Below are 23,304 nucleotides of genomic sequence, written 5' to 3'. Positions count from 1 at the left end.
GTCCTCGCCGGCATCCTGGGGATGAGCCTAACCTGGGCTCAGAACCTAGAGGTGCGGGTGGTGGCCGCAGCCGACCTACAGTATGCCCTTTCCCAGGTGGCCAAGGCCTTTGAGGCCAAGAATCCGGGCATCCGCATCCTCCTCTCCTTCGGTTCTTCGGGAAAGTTCTACACCCAGCTCACCCAAGGCCTCACGGCCGACCTTTTCTTCTCCGCGGAAAGGATTTACCCCCAGCTTCTAGAAGAAAGGGGCCTTGCCGAAAGGGGTAGCCGCAAACCTTACGCCATTGGGCGCATGGTCATCTGGCTGGATCGCCGGCTGGGTCTAAAACCGGGCCCCGAAGCCCTCAAGGACCCACGGGTCACCCAGCTGGCCATCGCCAGCCCCGTCCACGCCCCCTATGGCCGGGCCGCCGTCACCCTTTTGGAACACTACGGCCTTTTAAAGCGCCGGCAGGACGCCCCCATCCCCGGCCTCAAGAAACCTTTCCTTAGCCTCTCCTGGGAGGAGATCCCTTGGGAGAAGCTCTCCCGCGGGGTGGAAGCCTACTGGGATGCCAGCCCCCTCCGCCAGGGCAAGCCCAGCTTCCTGTTCGTTTATGGCGAGAACATTTCCCACACCGCCCAGCTGGCCCTGACCACCACCCAGGCCGGCATCCTGGCCCTATCTTTAGCCATGAACGAGACGCTTGCCCGCTCTGGGGTCTACTGGCTTGCCCCGTTGGAGAGCCATCTGCGTCTGGAACAGGATTTCGTGATCCTAAAGGGGGCCAAGCGCCCTGAGGTCCTAGCCTTCTATACCTTCGTGGATAGCCCCGAGGCCCGGACCATCTTCAAGCGTTACGGTTTCCTCCTGCCGGAGGAAAAGGCCGAGTAGCATGGACCCCTTATTCTGGACCGCCCTCCGCCTCTCCCTCGAGGTGGCCCTTTTGGCCTCCCTTATCCTTCTCCTCTTGGGGATCCCTCTGGCCTGGCTTATGGCCTTCCATCGTTTTCCAGGAAAGTCCCTGCTGGAAGCCATCTTCCTCCTCCCCCTGGTCCTGCCCCCCACGGTGCTAGGCTTCTACCTCCTCCTCTTCCTGAGCCCGGAGGGTCCATGGCACAAGCTCACGGGCCTCTCCTGGGCCTTCCGCTTTGAAGGCCTGGTCTTCGCCAGCGTCCTCTTTAGCCTACCCTTCGCCCTTACCGCCTATCGGGAGGCCTTCTTATCCCTGGACCGGAACCTCCTGGAGGTGGCCCGGACCCTCGGGGTGGGCAAGGCCAAGATATGGACACGGGTGGTCCTGCCCCTGGTCTGGCCGGGCCTCCTTTCCGGTACCCTCCTGGCCTTCGCCCACACCCTGGGGGAGTTCGGGGTGGTCCTCATGGTGGGGGGCTCCATCCCCGGAAAGACCCAGATGGTGAGCATCTACATCTACGACCTGGTGCAGGCCCTGCGTTTTGCGGATGCAGCCAAAGCCGCCCTGGTCCTCCTAGGCCTGAGCCTAGCCCTATTGGTGGCCGTACGCTCTTTGGAAGCTAAGGGGCGGGCATGGAAGTCCATTACCTGATAAGAAAGCCCATTCTCCTCGAGGCCTGCTTCCACATCCAGGGCTTCACCGTCCTCTTGGGGGAAAGCGGCGTGGGCAAGACCACCCTCCTAAGGGCCCTGGCCGGCCTGGTACCCGCAGAGGGCCGGCCCTATGGGGGGCTTCCTCCGGAAAGGCGGCCCGTGGGCTACCTACCCCAGGACCTGGCCCTTTTCCCCCACATGACCGCCTGGGAGAACGTGGCCTTTCCCCTAAAGGGCGGAAACCTCAAGGAGAGGGCCCTTGCCCTTTTACAACGGGTGGGGCTTCTGGACCACGCCCATAAACGCCCGCACCAGCTTTCCGGTGGGCAGAGGCAACGGGTGGCCCTGGCCCGGGCCTTGGCCAGAAGCCCGGAACTCCTTCTCCTGGACGAGCCCACCAGCGCCCTGGACCCCCTCACCAAGGACCGCATCCTGGGGGAGCTGGTGAACCTCATCCGCCAGGAGGGGATCCCGGCCCTGGCCGTAAGCCACGACCCCGCCTTGGCCCGCATGGCCGACTGGCTTCTGGTGATGGGGCGGGGGAGGATCCTTCAGGAAGGCCCCCCCGAGGAAGTCCTGGCCTCCCCCAAGGAGGTGGAGGTGGCCCGGCTTCTGGGGTACGAGAACCTCTTTCCTGTGCGCATCGGGGAAGGAGGGGTCTGGCTCGGCCAGGTCCACCTCCACCTACCCCTTCCCCCCTGGGCCCGCCCAGGGCAAGAGGCCTGGCTGGGGGTGCGGGCCGAGGAGGTGATCGTGGTGCGGGAGGATCGGCCGCCCCCGCCCCAGAACGTGCTAGAAGGCGTTCTCGCAAGCCTGTATCCCGAGGGATTGGCCTACCGTGGGCACTTCCAAGGACCCGTGGCCTTGAGCCTCCTCCTGCCCCGCCACGTGCAGGAAAGGCTTCGCCTGCATCCCGGCCAGCGGCTTCGCGTGGCCTTGAAGCCCCACTACCTGCACCTGATGCCGGGCCAGGCGGAGGAGGTCCCCTAAGGGTAAGCCAAACTTGTTATGGAGGCCCTTCAGGAAAAAACGCGCCCGATGGAGAGGCCACCCCAGGTGTTCGGCCAGGGGCTTCCCCTTTGCCTCCACTCCCCTCCCCAAGGCCAAAAGAACCTCCTTTTCCCCCAGGAGGAGCCGCAAGCCCCTCCGGCCCTTTAACCCCGGGACCAAGGACTTGGGGTCATCCCGTTGGGTCAAAAAGGCAAAGTTAAAGGGATCGTAGGCCCTAAGCCCCCAAGGGGTGGACCACACCACCACCTCCCCCTTCTCCAACTGGTCCAAACCGGCTAGGGCCAGGCCCTGGCCCTCCTTCCAACCCACCTTCCAACCCTCTTTACGCAAGGCCCCGTACACAGAAGCGTAAAGGTGCAAGCTATCCGTATACACCACTGCTTGCAAAGGTCTACCCTCCTTTCGCCCAGAAGACCTTTCGCCTTACGCCAGCAAAAACCCTAGCTCTGGGCAAAAGGAGGGGAGCGGGGAGATATAGCCCTTTCCCGGGGCTCAGGGTAACCGGGCTTGGGGATGACCCGGGACCGCAAAACCTCCACCAGGGTGGGAGGCGCCACCTCCCCTATGGGAGGCAGGCCCGGGGCCACCTGCAGGCCGCAGAAGAGGGAGTGGTCCACCTCCCTCTCCTCACCCGGGACCTGGCAAAGGTCCGTTCTGAGCCCGGGGTTTTGCACCTGCATGAGGTACATCTGCAGGGCCACCCCGGTGGAGGCGGTGAGGGTGAGGAAGAGGTAGAGGAAAACGGCCAACATCCGCCCCAAGCCCCTTGCGGCCATGGCCCCAATATACAAAAGGTTGCGGTAAAGTGTAAAGGTATGGCGGTTCGCGGCGCCAAGGACCTCTTCGGCAAGGAGCTTAGGCTCCACCAGCACATCGTGGCCACCGCCCGCCGGGTTTTGGAGGCGGCGGGGGCCTTGGAGCTCATCACCCCCATCTTTGAAGAAACCCAGGTCTTTGAAAAAGGGGTGGGAATCGCCACCGACATCGTCCGAAAGGAGATGTTCACCTTCCAGGACCGGGGCGGGCGCTCCCTGACCCTACGCCCTGAGGGCACCGCCGCCATGGTGCGGGCCTATCTGGAGCACGGGATGAAGGTCTGGCCCCAGCCGGTAAGGCTTTGGATGGCGGGGCCCATGTTCCGGGCGGAAAGACCCCAGAAAGGGCGCTACCGCCAGTTCCACCAGGTGAGCTACGAGGCTTTGGGCTCGGATAACCCTGTCCTGGACGCCGAGGCCGTGGTGCTCCTTTGGGAAAGCCTCAAGGAGCTGGGCCTTAGGCAGCTTACCCTGAAGCTCTCCTCCGTGGGGGACCCGGAGGACCGGGCCCGCTACAACGCCTACCTGAGGGAGGTGCTCAGCCCTTACCAGGAAGAGCTTTCCCCCGACTCCCAAGAGCGCCTGGAGCTTAACCCCATGCGCATCCTGGACTCCAAAAGCGAAAAGGACCAGGCCCTTTTGCAGGAACTTGGCGTCAAGCCCATGCTGGACTTCCTGGGAGAAGAGGCTCGAGCCCACCTGAAGGCGGTGGAACGGCACCTGGAGAGGCTATCCGTGCCCTACGAACTGGACCCCACCCTGGTGCGGGGCCTGGACTATTACGTGCGCACGGCCTTTGAGGTGCACCATGCGGAGATCGGGGCGCAAAGCGCCTTGGGAGGCGGGGGAAGATACGACGGGCTTTCCGAGCTCCTGGGGGGACCGAGGGTACCCGGGGTGGGCTTCGCCTTTGGGGTGGAGAGGGTGGCCCTGGCCCTCGAGGCGGAGGGGTTCGGCCTTCCCGAGGAGGGAGGACCCGACGTCTACCTGATCCCCCTGACGGAGGAAGCGATGGCCGAAGCCTTTTATCTGGCGGAGGCCTTAAGGCCCCGCATCCGGGCAGAGTACGCCCTAAGCCCCAAGAAGCCCGGCAAGGGCGTGGAGGAAGCCCTAAAGCGGAACGCGGCCTTCGTGGGCTTCTTGGGAGAGGATGAGCTGAGGACCGGTGAGGTCACCTTAAAGCGCCTGGCCACTGGGGAACAGGTGCGCCTTCCCCAAAGGGAGGCCCTGGGCTTCCTCCTTTCCGCCCTGGCCTGAGCATCCGTTAAGATTTGGGGGATTATGCGCCGCACCCGCTTCGCCGGAAGCCTAAGGGAAGAACACGTGGGGGAGGAGGTGGTCCTCGAGGGGTGGATCAACCGCCGCCGGGACCTGGGAGGGCTCATCTTCCTGGACCTCCGCGACCGCGAAGGGCTGGTCCAACTGGTGGCCCACCCGGAAAGCCCCGCTTACCAGGAAGCAGAACGCGTCCGCTCGGAGTGGGTGGTCCGAGTGAAGGGCACCGTACGCCTGCGCCCCGAGCCCAACCCTCGCCTGCCCACGGGGAAAGTGGAGGTGGAGCTTTCCTCCTTGGAGGTGCTTTCCGAAGCCAAAACTCCTCCCTTTCCCATAGATGCCGGCTGGCGCGGCGAGGAGGAAAAGGAGGTCTCGGAGGAACTCCGCCTAAAATACCGCTACCTGGACCTCCGCAGGAAGAGGATGCAGGAAAACCTGCGCCTACGCCACCGGGTCATCAAGGCCATTTGGGACTTCCTGGACCGGGAAGGCTTCATCCAGGTGGAAACCCCCTTCCTCACCAAGAGCACCCCGGAAGGGGCCCGGGACTTCCTGGTGCCTTATCGGCAGCAACCTGGCCTCTTCTATGCCCTGCCCCAATCCCCGCAGCTTTTCAAGCAGATGCTGATGGTGGCGGGCTTTGACCGCTACTTCCAGATCGCCCGCTGCTTCCGGGACGAGGACCTCCGGGCCGACCGCCAACCCGACTTCACCCAAATGGACCTGGAGATGAGTTTTGTGGAGGTGGAGGATATCCTAACGCTTAACGAAAGGCTCATGGCCCACGTGTTCCGCGAAGCCTTGGGGGTGGAGCTTCCCCTTCCCTTTCCCCGCCTCGCCTACCAGGAGGCCCTGGAGCGCTTTGGCTCCGATAAGCCCGACACCCGCTTTGGCCTAGAGCTCCAGGAAGTGGGGCACCTCTTCCGGGAAAGCGCCTTTCAGGTGTTCCGGGAGGCGGAAAGGGTAAAGGCCCTGGCGGTGCCCAAGGCCCTCTCCCGCAAGGAGATCGCCGACCTGGAGGAGTTGGCCAAGCGCCACGGGGCCAAGGGACTGGCCTTTGCCAGGGTGGAGGAGGGGGGGTTGGCAGGCGGGATCGCCAAGTTTTTGGAACCCGTACAGCACCATCTCCTGGAGACCACCAAAGCCGGCCCGGGGGAAACCCTCCTCTTCCTGGCGGGGCCCGCCAAGGTGGCGGCCAACGCCCTGGGACAGGTGCGGCTTAGGCTGGCGGAGCTCTTGGGCCTCTCCCGGGAAGGCTTCCGCTTCCTCTGGGTGGTGGACTTCCCCCTCTTGGAGTGGGACGAGGAAGCAGGCCGCTACACCTACATGCACCATCCCTTTACCAGCCCCCATCCTGAAGACCTACCCCTTCTGGACACCGACCCCGGGAAGGTGCGGGCCCTGGCCTACGACCTGGTGCTGAACGGGGTGGAGGTGGGCGGCGGCTCCATCCGCATCCACGACCCCCAGCTGCAGGCCAAGATGTTCCGCATCCTGGGCATCGGGGAGGAGGAGCAGCAGGAAAAGTTTGGCTTCTTCCTCGAGGCCCTCACCTACGGGGCCCCACCCCACGGGGGCATCGCCTGGGGGCTGGACCGCCTGCTGGCCCTCATGACCGCAAGCCCCTCCATCCGCGAGGTCATCGCCTTCCCCAAGAACAAGGAGGGCAAGGACCCCCTCACCGGGGCCCCAAGCCCTGTGTCCGAGGAGCAGCTTCGCGAACTGGGTCTTATGGTGATCGCCCATGGCTAGGATTCCCTACGTGATCGTGGACGCCTTCGCTTCCACCCCGGGAGCCGGGAACCGGGTGGCCCTGGTTTTGGATGCCAGGGGGATGGGCCTGGAGGAGATGCAAAGCCTTGCCCGGCGCCTGGGCGAGCCGGAAACCGCCTTTGTCACGGAAAAACAAGGCACCCTTTTTGCCGTGCGCTTCTTCACCCCTACAGGGGAGGTGGAGTTCTCCGGCCATGCCGCCTTGGCCCTGGGCCTGACCCTGGTGCGCCTGGGCCTGGCCCCGGAAGGCACCGAACGGCTCTACCTTCACACCCCCACGGAGGCCCTGCCGGTGGAGATCCTCTATGAGGCCGGGGAGCCCAAGAAGGCCTTGGTGCGAGGCCCTGCCCCCAGGTTCCGCGACCTCCCTCCCTACCAGGCCTTGAAGGAGGTCCTCGAGGCCCTGGGCTCCGACGAGCGCTACCTGCACCGGGGACTCCCTTACGGCATTGCCTATACCGGGCTTTGGAGCCTCTTTGTCCCCCTGATCGCTCCCGGGGTAGTGGACGCCCTGGAGCCGGAGATGGCGGCCCTGGCAACGGCCTCCCGCAAGCTAGAAGTGGCCACGGTGCACGCCTACGCTCCCATGGGGCCGAGGAGCTTCTACGCCCGGGACTTCGCCCCCCTCTTGGGCATCCCCGAGGACCCGGTAACGGGTTCCGCCAACGCCGCCTTGGGGGCCCTGTTGGCCCGGGCTGGGGTGGTGCCCCGGAGGGAGGGACGGGTGGTCCTCACCATCTATCAAGGCCACCGCCTGGGCAACCCCGGGGTGGTGGAGGTGGTGGTGGAGTATAGCCCCACCGGCCAGCCCTATGGGGTCCAGATCGGTGGGGAAGCGGTCCAGGTCTTTGCTGGGGAACTCTGATGGTGGGGTTGGTCTTCATAGATGTGGACGGCACCCTGGTGGGTAGGGACGGAGTCCCAGATTGCGTCTGGCCCGCGGCAGAAGCCCTTAGGAACCAGGGGGTGCGGCTTAGCCTCATCACCGGCCGGCCGAGTCGGGGCCACGCCCTGGCCTACGCCCGCAGGCTGGACCCCACAGGCCTGCACGTGTTTGAGTCGGGGGCGGTGGTCCTGGCCCTTTCCCGGGATCCCCACTCCCCACCTACCCAACCCCTCCTAGTGGAGGCCCTGCCCCAAGAGGCCGCCCGGGAAGCCGTTCGCCTAGCCCGGAGACTCCAGCTCCCCCTGGAAGGGTACACCGCCGACGGGGGCTTCTTTCTGGAGGGAGAAGACCCTCTCCTCCAAGCCCACCAGGAACTTTTGGGCCTAAAGGCGGAACCGGCAGACCTCATGGCACTTCCAAGCCCTTTGGTCCGCCTCCAGGTGCTAGCCGAGGCCCACGCGCCCTTAGGGGCACTTCTGGATGCCCTCCCCCCAGGGCTGCAGGCCCACGTGGCGGAAAGCCCCCGGATGCCTGGGGTGCGCTTCGTTTCGCTCACCAAACGGGGGGTGAGCAAGCTCACCGCCGCCCGCTTTGTGGCGGAAAGCTACGGCCTTACCCTGGCCCAGTCCGCCATGGTGGGGGACGGGGAGAACGACCTGGAGGTGATCCGAGGGGTGGGCTTGGGCATCGCCATGGGGAACGCTGCTCCTAAGGTGAAAGCCGCCGCCAAACGGGTGGTGGCCCCTGTGGAGGAGTGCGGCCTGGCAGAGGCCCTCTTGGCCCTTCTGGATTAGACTTAGGGGTATGCGGGTCTTCATAGACGAGATCGCCCAGCATGAGGGCCAGGAGGTGGAGATAAGGGGCTGGCTCTACCAGAAGCGCTCCAAGGGCAAGATTCACTTCCTCATCCTCCGGGACGGCACCGGCTTCCTCCAGGCCACCCTGGTCAAAGGGGAGGTACCCGAGGACGTCCTTGAGCAGGCGGATCGCTTGCCCCAAGAAACGGCCCTAAAGGCCTTCGGCCTGGTGCGGCAGGACGAGAGGGCCCCCGGGGGGTTTGAGCTTTCCGTGCGCCACCTCCAGGTGATCAGCCTTCCCCAAGGCGAGTACCCCATTGGCCCCAAGGAGCACGGCATTGACTTCCTCATGGACCACCGCCACCTCTGGCTCCGCCACCGCCGGCCCTTTGCGGTGATGCGCATCCGGGACGAGTTGGAAAGGGCCATCCACGACTTCTTCGCCCAGCGGGGCTTCCTCCGCTTTGACGCCCCCATCCTCACCCCCAGCGCGGTGGAGGGCACCACCGAGCTCTTTGAGGTGGACCTCTTTGACGGGGAAAAGGCCTACCTCTCCCAGTCCGGGCAGCTTTATGCCGAGGCCGGGGCTTTGGCCTACGGCAAGGTCTACACCTTTGGCCCCACCTTCCGCGCGGAGAGGAGCAAGACCCGGCGCCACCTCCTGGAGTTTTGGATGGTGGAACCCGAGGTGGCCTTCATGACCCACGAGGAGAACATGGCCTTGCAGGAGGAGCTGGTGAGCCATCTGGTGGGCCGGGTTTTGGAAAGGAGGGCCAAGGAACTGGAGATGCTGGGGCGGGACCCCAAGACCCTGGAACCTGCCGCAGAGGGCCGCTACCCCCGCCTCACCTACAAGGAGGCCGTGGCCTTGGTGAACCGGCTGGCGGAAAAGGACCTCGAGGTGCCCCCCCTGCCCTACGGGGAGGACTTCGGGGCTCCTCAGGAAGCCGCCATCAGCCGCCAGTTTGACCGGCCCGTCTTCATTGAGCGTTACCCCGCCCGGATTAAAGCCTTCTACATGCAACCAGACCCAGAGGATCCGGAACTGGTCTTGAACGATGACCTCCTAGCCCCCGAGGGGTACGGGGAGATCATCGGGGGTAGTCAAAGAATCCACCACCTGGAGCTCCTACGCCGGAAAATCCAGGAGTTCGGCCTCCCGGAGGAGGTCTACGACTGGTACTTGGACCTGAGGCGCTTCGGCAGCGTACCCCATTCGGGTTTCGGGTTGGGCCTGGAGCGCACCGTGGCCTGGATCTGTGGCCTAAGCCATGTGCGGGAGGCCATCCCCTTCCCCCGGATGTACACCCGCATGCGGCCCTAGAGGCCGGCAAGGTCCAAGAAATAGCGGTGGAGCCTGGGGTCCGGCGTGAGCTCGGGGTGGAAGGCGCTGGCGAGGATCTTCCCCTGGCGCACCAACACCGGAAGCCCCTTCAGCTCCGCCAGCACCTCCACCCCCTCCCCCAGGTGGCGGAAAGCAGGGGCCCGGATGAAGACCCCGTGAAAGGGCCCCAAGCCCCGAACCTCCAGGTCCTCCTCAAAGCTTTCCACCTGGCGGCCGAAGGCGTTCCGCTCCACGGCCACATCCAGCACCCCTAACCGGGGTTGCTCCGGATAACCCAAAATCTCCCGGGAAAGCCATATGGCCCCAGCACAGGTGCCGAAGACGGCAAGGGAGCCCTCCTCTACCCGCCTGCGCACCTCCTCCTCAATCCCATACTCCCGGGCCAGCTTGCCGATGGTGGTGGACTCACCCCCGGGCACGATGAGGGCCTTAACCCCCTCCAGGTGCTCCCTCTTGCGTACCTCCTTAGCCGCGATCCCAAGCCGCTTCAATGCCTCCTTGTGCTCGCGGAAATCCCCCTGTAGGGCCAAAACGCCAACCACGCCCTTCATCCTGGACCTACCCCTGGCCCCTGTCAAGGGAAGCCCGCACCAGAGTGAAGCCCAAAAGCCCGGCCAATAAGGAGGCGGCCATCACCCCCACCTTGGCCTGGTCCAAAAGGTCCCCTTCAAAGGCCAGGCCCGCAATGAAGAGGGCCATGGTAAAGCCGATGCCCGCCAACAAACCCACACCCAACAAGGACTTTACGTTCACACCCTCGGGCAGGGCGCCCAGACCCAACCGCAAGGCCAGCCAGGAAAAAAGAGAGATACCCAAGGGCTTTCCCAAAAGAAGGCCCAAGCTTGCGCCCCAGGCCACCGGGCCAAATCCTACCCCCCCCAGGGCAACCCCGGCATTAAAAAAGGCAAAAACCGGCAAGACCCCAAAGGCCACCCAGGGATGCAGGGTGTGCTCCAGGCGGTGTAAAGGGCTTTGGGCCTCCTCCACTTCCTCCTCGAGGCCCTCCAGCTCCCCCTCCAGATCCTCCGGATCTTGGGCCGAAGTAGCTCCTTGGAAGGGTCTAGCCCGCCGCAAAGGAATGGCCAAGGCCAGAAGCACCCCAGCCAAGGTGGCGTGGAGGCCGGACTGGAGGACAAAATACCAAAGGGGCAATCCTAGGAGCATGTACGGCCACAGGTACCAGACCCCCATGCGGTTTAGGAGCAGGCCTAGCCCCAAGGTCAGGGCCGCCAAGCCCAGATGTAGGGGTTCTAAGCCCCCCGTGTAAAAGATGGCGATTACCAAGACGGCCCCCAGGTCGTCCACAATGGCCAAAGCAGTGAGAAAAAGCTTTAGGCCCAGAGGTACCCGGGGTACCAAGGCCAACACCCCGAGGGCAAAGGCGATATCGGTGGCCATGGGCACCCCCCAACCCCGGGCCTCGGGCATACGGGGATTGAGCATGAGGTACAGAAGGGCTGGTACCGCCATCCCCCCCAACGCACCCGCCAAGGCAAGCCCTGCCCTTTTTGGGTCTTTAAGCTCACCGAAAACCAGCTCCCGCTTGAGCTCCAAGCCCACCAGCAAGAAGAAAAGGGCCATCAAGAGATCGTTGATCCAAAGAAGCAGGGGCTTTTCCAAGGAGAAACCCCCAAAGCGCAGGCCCACCGGGATTTCCCGCAACCCAAAATAGCCTGAAGCCCCCGCAGAGTTGGCCAGTATAAAGGCAAGAAGAGCGGCCAAGAAAAGAACCAACCCCCCTTTAGCCTCACTCTCCAGGAACTGCTCCAGTAACCGGGCGTAACGGCGCTTCGGCATGTCCCGACTATACCCGGCTCCACAGGAGGCGCAAACTGTTCAGCGTCACCAATACTAAGGCCCCATTGTCTGCCAACACTGCAGCCCAAAGCCCTGTATACCCCAACAGGGTAGTGATGAGCACCAACCCCTTGAAGCCCAGCGCCAAAGCGAGGTTCTGCCTCACCACCCCCAAGGTCTTGCGGCTTAGGCGTATGGCCCTGGGCAGGGCCGTGAGGGAAAGAAGCCCCACATCGGCAGCCCTCAAAGCAGCCTCCGTTCCCTCCACCACCGCCAGCCCCACCGTGGCCCGGGCCAAAGCAGGGGTATCGTTCACCCCATCCCCCACCATGGCCACCCCACCCCTTTCCGCCAGTTCCTCCACCAACCGGAGTTTGTCCACGGGGGAAAGGCCGGCCTTCACCTCGTGGACCGAAAGCCCCAACTGGGCAACCGAGGCCAAAGCCGAGGCCTCTCGGTCCCCAGTCAAAAGGAAAGGCTTAAGCCCCAAAGAGCGAAGGCCCTTTATCGCCTCCCTAGCCTCGGGCCGGGGTTCATCCTGGAAAACCAAGAGGGCCAAGGGCTCACCTTCCCGCAGCAAAAGGGACAGGCTATACCCCTCCCAAGCCTCCACCTGCCGCCTTAGGTCCTGGGGAAGGTCCGCCACCTCGGGGCGTACCAAGCCCACCTCTTGCCCCCCAACCCGGGCAAAGGCCCCCAGGCCAGGTTGCGTGCGATGCCCCTCAGCGGGTAAGGCCATACCCTCCGCCTCCCGCACCGCTCGGGCCAGGGGATGCCCTGAGCCTTCGGCCACCGCCTTGGCCAGGGCCAAGGCCTCCTCCCGGGAGACCCCAAAGGGAACCACCTCCACCAGCTTGGGCCGCCCGAGGGTCAGGGTACCCGTCTTGTCCAGGGCCACAAAGGTTACCCTGCCCAACCGTTCCAAGGCGGCCCCCGTCTTGAAGAGAACCCCGCTCCGGGCCCCCCGGGCCACCCCGGCGGCGATCGCCGCCGGCACGGAAACCACCAAGGCACAGGGACAGGCGATGAGGAGGAGGGCCAAGGCCTTGTACACATGTCCTAGGAAATCCCCCTGGAAAAGGGGCAGGATGAAGGCCACCACACCGGCCAAGAAAAGCACCGCTGGCGTATAACGACGGCTAAAGGCGTCCACCACCCGCTCCACCTGGCTCTTCTTGGCCAAGGCCTCCTCGGCCATGCGCTCCATCTGGGCCAGGAAACCTTCCCTGGGCAGGCGCTCCACCCTTAGGACCAGGCTTCCCTCCACCAGGAGGCTACCCCCATAGACCCGGTCCCCTGTCCCCTTAGGCTGAGGCAAGGGTTCCCCCGTAAAAGCCGCCTCCTCCACAGCCCCTTCTCCCGCCAGCACCACCCCGTCGGCGGGGACCCGTTCCCCCGGGGGCACACGCACCAGGTCCCCCACCTCGAGGGCGCTCAGGGGCACCTCCTCCAACCCGCCCTCCTTCAAGCGGTAGGCCCTCTGGGGAAGAAGCTCTCCCAAAGCAAAAAGGGCCTTTCTGGCCTGGGCCACGGAGTAGGCCTCCAGCACCTCCCCCACCAGAAAGAGGAAGACCACCAAGCCGGCCTCCGCCTCGGCGCCGATGAACAGAGCCCCCAAGGTGGCCACCGTGACCAAGGCCTGCATGCTGAAGGGGTTTTGCCGGAATAGGGCTGCCGCCCGACGGGCCAAAGGGAACACCCCCACCAAGGCGGCCAAAGCGTAGGCCCAGGTGGCCAAGGACGGTACAAAACGGGAACCCAAAAAGGCTCCAAGGAGAAGCCCTCCCGAAGCCAAGGCCCATGCCCAAGGCCCGGGAAGGCGGGGGTCCCAGGCCCCACTTTTCTTCTGCCCCCCGATTTCCGAGACCTGGGTTGGAACCAGGCGGTAACCCAAGGCAGCCACCGCCATCTCGGCTTCCTTCTCCGCCTGGGGAACCTCGAGGTGGAGATAGGCCTTCCCACTGGCAAAGCTCACCTCAGCCCGCACCACCCCGGGAACCCGGGAGAGGGCCTTCTCCACCTTCAAGGCGCAGTCGGCGCAGTCCATCCCTTCCACCTGGAACACGCGAACCCTGGGGGCCTCCATGCCCCCAGGGTAGCATCGTTTGAGCATTTATTCAAGTGTTCTCTGCCGCGTGCTCCAGAGCCCCATCCAGAAGCCGCTCCACATGCTCATCCGCCAGGCGGTAATAGACCTGCTTTCCCTCCCGGCGGAAGGCCACCAGCCTAGCCTGGCGTAGGAGCCTAAGCTGGTGGCTTACCGCAGAAACCGAAACCCCGGCCAAAAGGGCTAGGTCGCACACGCAAAGCTCCCCCGCCGCCCTCAAGGCCAAGAGAAGGCGCATCCGGGTGGGATCGGCCAAGGCCTTGAGGAGGAGAGCGGCTTCCTTAAGCACCGCCTCCTGCGGCAAGCCGGCACGGGCCTGGGCCACCCGCTCGGGGTGGATCTCGTAGACCCCGCAGACCGCCTTGGCCATGCCCTCACCAGCCCCGCTTGGCCAAGCGCTCCTCCTCCTTAAGCTGGTCTAGGTTGATGCCCACCATGGGCTCACCCAGGTCCTCGGAAACCTCGGCCAACACCTCGGGGTCGTTAAAGTGGGTCACCGCCCGCACGATGGCCCGGGCCCGCTTCCTGGGATCACCGGACTTGAAGATGCCGCTACCCACGAAAACCCCATCCATCCCCAGGTGCATCATCAAGGCGGCGTCGGCGGGGGTGGCGATGCCGCCAGCGGCAAAGTTCACCACCGGGAGGCGGCCATGCTCATGGACCCAGCGAACCAGCTCCAAGGGAGCCCCGATCTCCTTGGCGTAGGCCACCAGCTCGTCCTCCCTCAGGGATTGGACATAGCGGATCTGTTTCCACATGGTGCGGGCGTGGCGCACCGCCTCCACCACGTTGCCCGTACCCGCCTCCCCCTTGGTGCGAATCATGGCCGCCCCTTCGGCGATCCGCCTCAAGGCCTCCCCCAGGTCCCGGGCCCCGTTCACAAAGGGCACCTTGAACTTCCACTTGTCAATGTGGTGCTCCTCGTCCGCAGGGGTAAGGACTTCGGACTCGTCAATGAAGTCCACCCCGATGGCCTCGAGGATCATGGCCTCCACGAAGTGGCCAATGCGCACCTTGGCCATCACGGGAATGGAAACCGCCGCCATGATCTCCTTGATCACCTTGGGGTCGGACATGCGGGCCACGCCCCCCTGGGCCCGGATGTCGGCAGGCACCCTCTCCAGGGCCATCACCGCCACCGCTCCCGCCTCCTCGGCGATCACCGCCTGCTCGGGGGTGGTCACGTCCATGATCACCCCACCCTTGAACATCTCGGCGAAGCCGGTCTTGATCTGGAAGGTTCCCTTCTCCATCCCGTCCTCCATCCTCAAGCTTACCGCCCAGAGGGTCAAGCCAAAAGAAGCCGGGGGCCCAAAGGCCCCCGGTCCGCTCACGTACGCCTAAGGGAGGTAGGCCAAGGGGTTACGGGCCACCCCGCCCACCCGTACCTCAAAGTGCAGGTGGGGACCCGTGGACCATCCCGTGGAGCCCACGTAGCCGATTACCTGCCCGGCCTCCACCCACTGGCCAGGCCGCACCGCGATGCGGGACATGTGGGCGTAAAGGGTTTCCACCCCCCCTCCATGGTCCAGCACCACGTGGAAACCATAGCCCATGGAGCTCCAACCCGCCACCTCAACCTGGCCCGCCTTGGCGGCCACGATGGGCGTTCCATAAGGCGCTGCCAGATCAATCCCCGTGTGGTAGCGCTGGAAAGCCCCCCGCTGGCCAAAGTAGGTGGTGATGCGGAACCCCGAAAGGGGCCAGCGCATGCCCCCCTCCTGGTAGCTCACCCGGCGCACCTGGGGCTGTTGGGTCTGGGCGCGCCGCACCTCCCGTGTACGCTGCTGAGCCAAAGCCCGTTGCTGGGCCAAGGCCTGCTGCCGTCGCCTCTCCTCCGCTAGGCGCCTAAGCTCCTCCTGGCGGCGGCGTTCCGCCTCGAGGCGCGCCTTGCGCTCCTCCTCCTGCTTGGCCAAAAGGCGCTGGTAGGTGGTCTTGGCCTGGATACCGGGCAGGAGTACCAAATCGCCAGGGCGAAGCTCTGTGGGGTTCTCCACCCCATTGGCTCGGGCCACCTGCACCGGAGAAAGGCCAAAGCGGGCTGCTAGGTCCACCAAGGTTTCCCCCTCGGGCAAGGCCACCAGCAAGCCCTTGGCTTTTTTAGGAACGTACAAGACACCACCTGCTACCAAGCGATCCAAGCTCTCCAAAGAGGGATTGGCGGAAACCAGTTCCAGGATAGATATTCCAAACCGGCTAGCCACGCTTTGCAGGGTATCTCCCGGGCGAACGCGGTAGGTCTCCACTCCAGGAGGTATACGGGGAGGACGTTCCTTTTCGGCCGTCAGCGGGATAAGAATCCGCTGCCCAGGTTGCAAGCGGTCGCTTTGCAAGCCGGTGGACCACATGATGTGCTTGGGGTCTACCTCATAGCGGGCGGCGATCCCCGCCAAGGTATCCCCAGGCTTGACCACGTAGAGAACCCACCCCTTATTGGCCGCCCGGCCCACCTCCACCGTGTTCTCGGGAAGGGGAAGGGGGCTAAGAACAGGCAGCTTAGCGAAGGCCAAAGAGGAAACCAAAAGCCATAAACTTCCCCATATTCCCCGCAACGCTCACCTCCAAACGAACCTAACCCCAACCTCGGGGGGATTATACCAGGGGCAAGCGGGGCCAATGCAAGGGGCTGTAGTCGGCCAACACATCTGAGACTCCTGGGGGACCGACTCCCTCCGCATCTTAGCCAGGTATTCCAAAGGGGCCAAACCCCCTAGAGCCCGGTGCGGCCTCCGCCGATTGTAGTAGTCCAGGTAAGCGTTAAGCTCCCTCTGGAGCTCAGGAATCCCAGACGGCAACGACCGGGTGTAGAACTCGTCCCTGAAGGTCCGTTGTATGCGCTCCACGTGACCGTTGAGCTTGGGGCTCCTGGGAGGCAGCACGAAGAGCCGGATGCCCAACCCCTCGCAGGCCTTTTCAAACCCGGCCATGAACTCAGCCCCCCCGTCCACCTGGATGGCCGGATGGGAAAGGGCGCTTGCGCAATCAGGTAGGCCAGGAAGCCGGCCGCAAGGTCGGCCGTAGCCCGGGTGTGCACCTCCGCCAGCGCAAAGCGGGTGGCAAGGTCCACGGCCGAGAAGTGCCGGATCATCTCCCCGGGTCCTAGGGTGACGGTGAAGGTGTCCACCTGGATGAGGTCGCCCGGCGCTTGGGCCTCGTAGCCCTTGGGCTTCCTTTGGGCGTAGGGACGCCGGGGTTTCCTCCTTGCCTTCCCCCGCCGGGCCCGCGCCGAAAAGGCAGCCACGCTCGCCACCCTCCCTAGCCTCTCCAGGTAGGCCAGGATGCGCCCCACCGTGCGCTTGCTCACCTCAAAACTTGCACCTCCCGCATATCCCGCATAAACACGCATCTTCTACCCCTTTCCCTGGAGGTGGAGGCCAGAGCCCCAGGAGCGAGAGCTCGCGCGAAAGGATCAGGGCCACCGGCTCAGGAAAGAGCCGTCTCGCCGCCTCCCACCAGGTACACCCTTTCTCCTCAGAGGCCAGCTTTACCCAGTGGGCCAGCAGGTAGGCCAGGGGGGAAAGCACCAGAAAACGGTGCACCCCCAAAGCTGTCCGCTGCCCAAACTGACCCAGGGAGAACTCGCTTTTCATGGCCTTGAAGAAGTGCTCGATGCTAAACCGCCGCATCCCTACCACCGCCTCCAATCCCAGCTCCCTGACCCCCCGCAAAAACCGGATGGTGCCGAATGCGGTATCGGCCACCACCCGCACCCGGAAGGCCTTCCGCATCCAAGGGGGCAGGGAGGCTAAGAGCCTGAGGGCCAGGAGGGAGAGGCTCTTTTCCCCCTTGCCCCGCCATACGCGGTAGCTCCAGGGGATGCGGAGCTCGCCGTGGACCAGGTAGACCACCCCCAGGTGGAGGCCCCACTTGCCGTGGAAGAAGGAGAGAGGCAGGGCCCTGAGGAGGCCCCGCTTCTCCAGGGTGACCAGGTCCAGGACCACCAGGAGCCTGGGCTTGGGACCCCGTCTGGGCCTGGCGCGGTCCAGGGCCCTTTCCGCCTCCCTTCGGGCGAGGCGGATGAGGGTGCGGGTGGGCCAGGCATACCGGTTGAAGAAGCGGGAGAGGGCGGCTGCTTTCCCGTGAGGGAAACACCTTGCGGGGGACTTGGTCTGGCTGTGCTGGGGTCTGGCTTTGCCGTGGCCCTGCAAGAGCAGGAGGAGGAGGGCTTCGAGGGACTCCTGGAGGTGGGGGCTTGGCAGAAGGGCTAGGATGGCCGAGAGTAGGTACTGGGCTGTGGGCATGGCACCCGTCATCAGACGGGAAACCCGCAGCCCTTTTCAAGTGCCCCGGTTGCATAGGGTTGAGAGGGATGGATAAGTGCAAGTTTTGAGTCACCCCAAAGCCCTCCTTCCTCAAAGCCTCCACCTTCAGGAGAAGCTCAGGAGTCCAGTGTCGCTTCCGCCGCAAGCGTTTGGGGCGCCTGGACCTGGGGACCAAACCCTTGAGCCCCTCTTCCTTGAGCCTCCTCTTCCAACGGTGGTAGGTGGCCCGGCTGAGGCCCACCAGGTCCTGGACCTCTTCCCAGTCCACCCCGTGGCGGCGTAGGGTCTCCACCTGCTTGAGCTTGCGCAGGCGTTCCTTGACTTTGGGGTCGCCGGCTTGAGCCTCGGCGAGCTGGAAGGCGAGCTTGGCCCCTCTTATGACCTCTTTGCTAACTGTGGCAAGCTGCGCTTGGGGGACCTCCTTTCGGAGTCGGTCCCCCTCCTTTTTATCCCATCCCGGGTCTCTAGAGTCTCACATGTTGAGTCTCACATGTTTCTGTCCGGGCTCAGGCCCCCTGGGCTTGCCTAGTAAATTGGCTTGAACCCCTTGGGAACAGGGGTGAGGGTAAGGAGGATCCGGAGGTCATAGGCGATGGCCTCCAGGAAGATCCGCTTCATCGCCGAAGAGGGCTTGCGCTCCATCAAGTAGCCCCCGGCCCACCGGCTCTTCATCCCCCCAAACACCCCCTCCACCACTCCACGAAACCGATACAGCGCATCCTCCCAGTGGAAAGCCGCCCAACGCCGCACTGCATCCCGGACCTCCCCCTTCTCCCGCAACCGGATCAGGGGCCGCACCCCAAGCCCCTTCACCACCCGCCAAACCTCCTCCCCGTCAAATCCCGCGTCCCCCAAAAGCACCCCACCCTCCCGACCAAACCGCCGCAACCCTCGGCCCAAGCCGGGGGTCCGAGGCATACCCTGGCCCCACCCAAACCCCCTCCAGAACCAGAAGCCTTAGCCCCCTCCACCATCGGGCAAGGGCCCAGAGCCTCCCATGCCCTCGCACCCGCCGCGCCTCCTGTCCCCTGCGCCACCGGGGGAGGCGGTCCTTGCTTCGGTAGGGAAGCCCCGTGGTGTCCCTTAGGCGAAAGGGCCCGCCTCATCCTCCCGGGAAAGCCTTTCCTCAGGTCTCGCCCGGAGCTTTTGCAGTAGGGCCTCCAGCATGGCCTCGTCCAGGTAGCGGTGGGCAAACCAGACCAGGGACTGGTGGGAAGGCGGGGGCTCGGGAAAGAGATCCTGGGCCCAGGCCTGGGTGGCGTGGTAGGTGATACCCTTTTTACCCCCATGACCGTCGTTGATCACCTGACCCTCCCCTAGCTCCAGCAACGGATCAAGAAGGCTCTGGCGGCGTACCACGCCAAGCAGGGCCTCACCGCCCAGGAGGTGGCCGCCATCGCCCTCCATACCTCCCGCTGGGTTTGCGCCACCGTGGCCCGCTACAACCGGGAGGGCCTCGAGGCCCTCCCGGATAGGAGGCACGACAACCGCCAAAGCTGACCCCAGAAGAACGGGAGAGGGTTCTGCAGGCCCTCATCTACCGCCAAGGCCTCCCGCCTGAAGGCGGCTTGTGGACGGGGCTCAAGCTGCAACGCTGGGTGGCGGAGGCGCTGGGGAAGGAAGTCTCTCTCTACCCCATCTACCGCCTCCCTATCTACCTGCACGCCCTGGGCCTGAGCCTTCTGGTGGACACCCGGGTGATGGGCTTACTGCAGGGGCTAAGGGCCTGGCTGAGGGCGGGGGAGGTAAAAGCGGATCCTAGGGGCCATGTAAAATCGAGGCGAGTTTTCCCGTTGACCTTTACGACGGCTTCTTAGCTCGCACATCGCGGGCGCCTGCGTGGGAAATTCGCATTGCCACGCCAGACCACTTGTGGTGTGGGTCCACCTGCCACGTTTCCACCAGATAGTCCGCCATCTCCTTGACGTGCTGCTGGGACACCTTCAGCCCAAAATGCCCAAGCAGCATCGACAACGCGGCAGCACCGCTGGCAGTTGGCTCGGCCTGGGGCTCAAAGATGAGATGTGAGACCCGCGCTTGCTGAGGTAACCCCAATGTAGGCCCACGGTTCATTCCGAGATCGACGAGAATCGTGTTCCAGATGAGCTTATCCTGGCGCCACAGTGCCACAGGGAGGGCGTACTTTCCGATGCGCTTGCCGGGGGCGAGCGCAATGCGAAAGTAAGCCCGATCTGCCCGACGAACAGGACGAATCACCGCATCCGCCCCCAGGGGCCGTCCATCGAGCCAGAGGTCTGTAACCAAAGGTGGAACCCGGAAGGAAATCTGAATTTCCCAATCGTTAGCTTGGATTTCAAGATCGGCGAGGTTTTGGTCCGCCATGCTGGTGGGATCGGCCACCGCCAGGTCCACCGCGAAGAGATAGCCCGTGAACGGGGGATCCCCACCGCCCACGAATACATGAGTTCCGGAGGGAACGGGGGCGGAGTAGGGGCCATGACCCACCGCAACTTGTGCCACGGACGACCCGTTGGACGGGTCGATGGCCTCGAGGACACCACCACCCAGGACGATCAGAAGTCCAGCCGCCAGGGCTGGAGGGGCCCAGATCCCCTCCGCGTACAATTGCCGCTCCCACAACCGGGCCCCCGTGTGCAGGCTGTAAGCGAGAATGGAGCCCCCGAGTGTGGTGACGTAGACACGTTCCCCATCCGTAAAGGCAGCGCTGCGAATCGTGACCTCCCCCACGTGATCTGTCCACAATACCTGCCCCGTGGCGCATGCGAAGCAGGTAACTGTGCCGTCGAGCGATCCGATCACGATACGGTCGGCGCCCACGGCAGGTCCGGCCGTTTCCGACGACACAACTCCGGTCTTACCAATTGGCCGTTTCCACTCAAGACTGACGGGTGCTCCCGTGTCGTCTAGGGAGACGCAGTACAGGTAATTGTTTGACGGTTCCGCACCCAAGACAAACAACAAAGGATGGGAGTCAATAAGGGAGACGCAGGGGTTGCCGAACAGAAATGTTCGCCCCACCTGGAACCTTCGTGTTTCCCGCCCATCTTCTTTGTTGACGGCGATGATAGAGTCTCCAGCACATAGGTAGACCATGTCTTTAAAAAGAACCGGGCCGCTCCTGATCCGCCACGGTGTTTTCCATGCCCACTGCAGGTCTCCGTTCTCGACGTTTAGGGCAGCCAACCCGGACTGGCCCCAGAGCATGTAAAGCCTCGATCCGTCCGTTGCTGGACGTCCGTAGCCGCCGGCAGGGAGAGCTAACTTCCACCTGAGCTCCCCGTCGTGGGAGCGGCAGGCCATCACCTCGTACTGGTGTACCGTCCGGTTATATGCCACGATCATGACTTTGTCGCCAGCCAGAACAGGATACCGTGGGACTCCTTGGATGTACTGGATCCACCGCAGCTTCATCTTTGTATCACCTCCTCTTTGTAGCTTCTCCTCGCAGTCTCTCCCCAACCCGGATGGCCCTATTGGAACCCCACCTCATCGGTTTTTCTCTCGCGCACCCCGCACCCTGAGCTGGAGCAAGAGCGCCGCGATGAGAACAGTTATAGAACCCCCCACGATCAAGAACGTTTGCACGCCGAACGTTTGGAGAACAGAACCGGCACTCAGGAACACGACCGCGGGGACGATCCGTAGGGCCGTAAACTGGGCAGCAAAGGCCCGGCCCAGGACATCCGAAGGAAGGGTCCGCTGCAGAATGCTGGAGGTGTAGACCGAAACCAATTCGGCCGTCAGACCGATAAGCGTCATCGCCAGCAGCCCCCACTCCAGTGCCCTCACGAAGCCCAGGGAAACAACCAGGAGGCCGAACAGGACCGTGGCAAGCCCAGACAATCGGCCCTCGTCCATGCGTCCGACCAGCAGAGCGGCTATCAGGGTGGCAACGATGGCCCCGAGCGCCATCGCTCCGGTGAGGAGCCCATAGCCAGCGGCACCCTGGCGCAGGACCTCTTCAGAAATGACGGGAAGGGCTATTGCCAGGACCGGAATACCGACGTTGATCACCACCAGATCCGCCATGGCAAGCACAGCCGCGCTGTGGCGGCGCAGGATACCCACTCCACTCACAAAGTCCTGTAGTACCTTTGGCCGCCAGCCCCGCACCACTGGGGATCCCCCGTCTATGCCCCGGAGCGGCAACAACAGAGCCGCGGACGCGAAAGTCAAGGCGGCATTCGCCAGGAACGTGTACGCCGGGCCCAGCCAGGCCAAGAGTAGGCCGGCCATGACCTTGCCCAAGATGTCGCACAGGTTGCGGCTCAACCTGATGAGCGCGTTGGCGCGCGTTAAGTCAACCTGGTCCACGAGGGCCGGAATAGCAGCCCCGGCTGCCACGGTAAGAAAACTGGCGGTGACCGCATGGGCCACCACCGCGAGATACAGGTGCCACACCTGGAGGCTACCCAGGAGGGACAGCCCAGTCACAGCCAGACCGAGCAGTGCCCGGCAACCCTCCGAAACGAGCATCGCTCTTTTTCTGGAAGCGGCGTCCACGTAAACGCCAGCAAAGGGAGCTAGCAGCAGTGAAGGGACAACCTGGAGGGCAAAGGCCAGTCCGAGTTGTAGGGTGCTGCCCGTCAGCTGAAACACCAGCCACGGGACGGCGATGGAGAATACATTCTCGCCAATGCGGGACAGGGTCCTGCTGATGAAAAAGTACGAGAATGGGAGTTCTCGGGTGAGAAGTACTAGCCCTAACCTATCCTTCAAGGCCTTCAAGGTGGCGATGGCTTTATGCATAAAACGCCCCCGCAGAGGCTAGTGTTTGAGGAAGCATGGCCTCCGTGAGATGACGGAATAGGGGATACGGTAAGGCTATGCGCTACCTGGCTAGACCATGGCCCGCTCAATAGCAGTGATACGATGACGGGAGACGACCCGGATGGTCTCCTTCCAGTCTCGCAACCAGAGGGAGCGGATGACAAGATCAATCTCTGCCGTAATCTCGCCGTTTACAGGGTCTTCCAAGATCACGGGAATAACCACGGAGCGTGTTTCCCCCGGCTGCAGCTGGCCAAGGCTTATCTGGTCCCCGTCCGTGTCCAGCTGCAAGCCTTTTGGCACGGTCAGCGTCAGGAATGCCTCCTCTGCAATAAAGGTCCGGAAGAGAGGCTCGGGACAAGAATACGTGACGTTGCATTGGAGTGCATCCACGCCGTCGAACTGGATTTCCACATTCGGCAAGACACCGGTAATCACAGCGTCTCTAGTGCAGTCCACGGCAAGGAGGCCAAGTTCACGGTAGCCGATACGCCACTCTCCGCCCCTGCTTCCCCCCCAGTGGCTTTGATCCCACGGGTCGAGAAGGATGAATTCCTCGGCGGCGTCGTCATAGCCCACCACCAGCACCGCGTGCCCAGTGCGGTCGACTTCCTTCCGGAGGATGTCCTCCTCCATAGGGTAGTTCCACCCCGGATGCAGACGGACCAGAACAGGCAGGTTCTGGGCCACCAGTAAGCGGATATAGTTGACAAAGCGCTCGTGATAGGGGTCATGGTACATGAAGCATGGGAGCCCCGTCACCGCCAGCTCGCCAACCTTACTAACAACAATTCCAATATCCCTGGTCGGTGCGCTCATGGTTTTTTCACGCTCCTTTCTATCATTATATATCCTGGTCTGAGGTCGTGTCAAGAGTTTGTAATCGGTCAATACATCTGAGACTGGGGGACCGACTCCGCTTGCATTTTA

The 23,304-nt window shown here is 63.8% G+C and carries 20 protein-coding genes and 3 pseudogenes; 8 read left to right on the top strand and 15 right to left on the bottom strand.

All coding sequences use genetic code 11. From position 1 onward, the window contains the following. Positions 1 to 21: 21 nt before the first annotated feature. The 3 genes from modA to L0D16_RS01870 are packed head-to-tail and all read left to right on the top strand — an operon-like array spanning position 22 to position 2,541. Positions 22 to 876, top strand: coding sequence for a molybdate ABC transporter substrate-binding protein (modA, locus tag L0D16_RS01880; RefSeq protein WP_243029750.1), 855 nt, complete (start codon positions 22 to 24; stop codon positions 874 to 876). Between the two features lies 1 nt (position 877). Continuing rightward, positions 878 to 1,549 carry a molybdate ABC transporter permease subunit gene (modB, locus tag L0D16_RS01875; protein ID WP_243029641.1) on the top strand — a complete coding sequence of 224 codons (672 nt, stop codon included), beginning with the start codon at positions 878 to 880 and terminating at the stop codon, positions 1,547 to 1,549. Further along, entirely contained in the window at positions 1,531 to 2,541 is a 1,011-nt protein-coding gene (locus tag L0D16_RS01870) for an ABC transporter ATP-binding protein (protein WP_243029640.1), read from the top strand. The genes modB and L0D16_RS01870 overlap by 19 nt, the downstream gene beginning before the upstream one ends. Positions 2,542 to 3,002: 461 nt before the next feature. Here the strand turns inward: L0D16_RS01870 and L0D16_RS01865 are convergent, their stop codons facing one another. Next, positions 3,003 to 3,338 (bottom strand): hypothetical protein, encoded by a 336-nt coding sequence (locus tag L0D16_RS01865; protein ID WP_243029639.1) that lies wholly within the window; start codon positions 3,336 to 3,338, stop codon positions 3,003 to 3,005. Positions 3,339 to 3,377: 39 nt separating this feature from the next. Here L0D16_RS01865 and hisS point away from each other — a divergent pair, with 39 nt between their 5' ends. The 5 genes from hisS to asnS are packed head-to-tail and all read left to right on the top strand — an operon-like array spanning position 3,378 to position 9,432. Further along, positions 3,378 to 4,634 (top strand): histidine--tRNA ligase, encoded by a 1,257-nt coding sequence (hisS, locus tag L0D16_RS01860; RefSeq protein WP_243029638.1) that lies wholly within the window; start codon positions 3,378 to 3,380, stop codon positions 4,632 to 4,634. A gap of 24 nt (positions 4,635 to 4,658) precedes the next feature. Beyond that, entirely contained in the window at positions 4,659 to 6,404 is a 1,746-nt protein-coding gene (aspS, locus tag L0D16_RS01855) for an aspartate--tRNA ligase (RefSeq protein WP_243029637.1), read from the top strand. Continuing rightward, on the top strand, positions 6,397 to 7,290 hold the full coding sequence (locus tag L0D16_RS01850; protein ID WP_243029636.1) for a PhzF family phenazine biosynthesis protein: 894 nt from the start codon (positions 6,397 to 6,399) through the stop codon (positions 7,288 to 7,290). The genes aspS and L0D16_RS01850 overlap by 8 nt, the downstream gene beginning before the upstream one ends. Next, positions 7,290 to 8,105 carry an HAD family hydrolase gene (locus L0D16_RS01845; protein ID WP_243029635.1) on the top strand — a complete coding sequence of 272 codons (816 nt, stop codon included), beginning with the start codon at positions 7,290 to 7,292 and terminating at the stop codon, positions 8,103 to 8,105. Before L0D16_RS01850 ends, L0D16_RS01845 begins: the two co-directional genes overlap by 1 nt. A 10-nt stretch (positions 8,106 to 8,115) precedes the next feature. Then, positions 8,116 to 9,432, top strand: a complete 1,317-nt coding sequence (gene asnS / locus L0D16_RS01840; protein WP_243029634.1) for an asparagine--tRNA ligase — start codon at positions 8,116 to 8,118, stop codon at positions 9,430 to 9,432. Here asnS and pdxT read toward each other — a convergent pair. From pdxT to L0D16_RS01770, 14 genes and pseudogenes are all read right to left on the bottom strand, one after another. After that, entirely contained in the window at positions 9,429 to 10,004 is a 576-nt protein-coding gene (pdxT, locus tag L0D16_RS01835) for a pyridoxal 5'-phosphate synthase glutaminase subunit PdxT (RefSeq protein WP_243029633.1), read from the bottom strand. The genes asnS and pdxT overlap by 4 nt on opposite strands. Positions 10,005 to 10,011: 7 nt before the next feature. Continuing rightward, positions 10,012 to 11,250 carry a Na+/H+ antiporter NhaA gene (gene nhaA / locus L0D16_RS01830; RefSeq protein ID WP_243029632.1) on the bottom strand — a complete coding sequence of 413 codons (1,239 nt, stop codon included), beginning with the start codon at positions 11,248 to 11,250 and terminating at the stop codon, positions 10,012 to 10,014. A gap of 7 nt (positions 11,251 to 11,257) precedes the next feature. Next, positions 11,258 to 13,336, bottom strand: a complete 2,079-nt coding sequence (locus tag L0D16_RS01825; RefSeq protein WP_243029631.1) for a heavy metal translocating P-type ATPase — start codon at positions 13,334 to 13,336, stop codon at positions 11,258 to 11,260. Between the two features lie 31 nt (positions 13,337 to 13,367). Beyond that, positions 13,368 to 13,727: an ArsR/SmtB family transcription factor gene (locus tag L0D16_RS01820; protein ID WP_243029630.1), complete on the bottom strand. Its 360-nt coding sequence runs from the start codon at positions 13,725 to 13,727 to the stop codon at positions 13,368 to 13,370. Between the two features lie 4 nt (positions 13,728 to 13,731). Then, the gene (gene pdxS / locus L0D16_RS01815; protein WP_243029629.1) at positions 13,732 to 14,613 is read right to left on the bottom strand and encodes a pyridoxal 5'-phosphate synthase lyase subunit PdxS; all 882 of its coding nucleotides are present in this window, start codon (positions 14,611 to 14,613) and stop codon (positions 13,732 to 13,734) included. Between the two features lie 87 nt (positions 14,614 to 14,700). Continuing rightward, entirely contained in the window at positions 14,701 to 15,912 is a 1,212-nt protein-coding gene (locus L0D16_RS01810) for a M23 family metallopeptidase (RefSeq protein WP_243029628.1), read from the bottom strand. Positions 15,913 to 15,952: 40 nt separating this feature from the next. Then, positions 15,953 to 16,670: pseudogene (locus L0D16_RS01805) on the bottom strand (integrase core domain-containing protein); the annotation flags it as partial. Continuing rightward, complete coding sequence (locus L0D16_RS01800; protein ID WP_015717263.1) at positions 16,666 to 17,601, bottom strand: hypothetical protein; 936 nt, start codon at positions 17,599 to 17,601, stop codon at positions 16,666 to 16,668. The pseudogene L0D16_RS01805 and the gene L0D16_RS01800, both read right to left, overlap by 5 nt. Before the next feature lie 103 nt (positions 17,602 to 17,704). Next, a pseudogene (locus L0D16_RS12360) lies at positions 17,705 to 18,001 on the bottom strand (helix-turn-helix domain-containing protein); the annotation flags it as partial. Between the two features lie 146 nt (positions 18,002 to 18,147). Continuing rightward, positions 18,148 to 18,718: pseudogene (locus L0D16_RS01790) on the bottom strand (transposase); the annotation flags it as partial. Then, positions 18,706 to 19,029: a hypothetical protein gene (locus tag L0D16_RS01785; RefSeq protein WP_243029627.1), complete on the bottom strand. Its 324-nt coding sequence runs from the start codon at positions 19,027 to 19,029 to the stop codon at positions 18,706 to 18,708. The pseudogene L0D16_RS01790 and the gene L0D16_RS01785, both read right to left, overlap by 13 nt. Before the next feature lie 393 nt (positions 19,030 to 19,422). Beyond that, a complete protein-coding gene (locus tag L0D16_RS01780) occupies positions 19,423 to 21,015 on the bottom strand; it encodes an outer membrane protein assembly factor BamB family protein (protein ID WP_038032562.1) in 1,593 nt (530 codons plus the stop codon). 75 nt (positions 21,016 to 21,090) lie between these two features. Then, on the bottom strand, positions 21,091 to 22,353 hold the full coding sequence (locus tag L0D16_RS01775) for an MFS transporter (RefSeq protein ID WP_243029626.1): 1,263 nt from the start codon (positions 22,351 to 22,353) through the stop codon (positions 21,091 to 21,093). Positions 22,354 to 22,443: 90 nt separating this feature from the next. Then, the gene (locus L0D16_RS01770) at positions 22,444 to 23,193 is read right to left on the bottom strand and encodes a C1 family peptidase (protein WP_028493938.1); all 750 of its coding nucleotides are present in this window, start codon (positions 23,191 to 23,193) and stop codon (positions 22,444 to 22,446) included. Between the last annotated feature and the right edge of the window lie 111 nt (positions 23,194 to 23,304).

The sequence above is a fragment of the Thermus altitudinis genome (genome assembly GCF_022760835.1).
Classification (GTDB): Bacteria; Deinococcota; Deinococci; order Deinococcales; family Thermaceae; genus Thermus; species Thermus altitudinis.
Note: the sequence above shows the minus strand (reverse complement) of the source record. Positions and strands in the feature narration are given on the sequence as shown.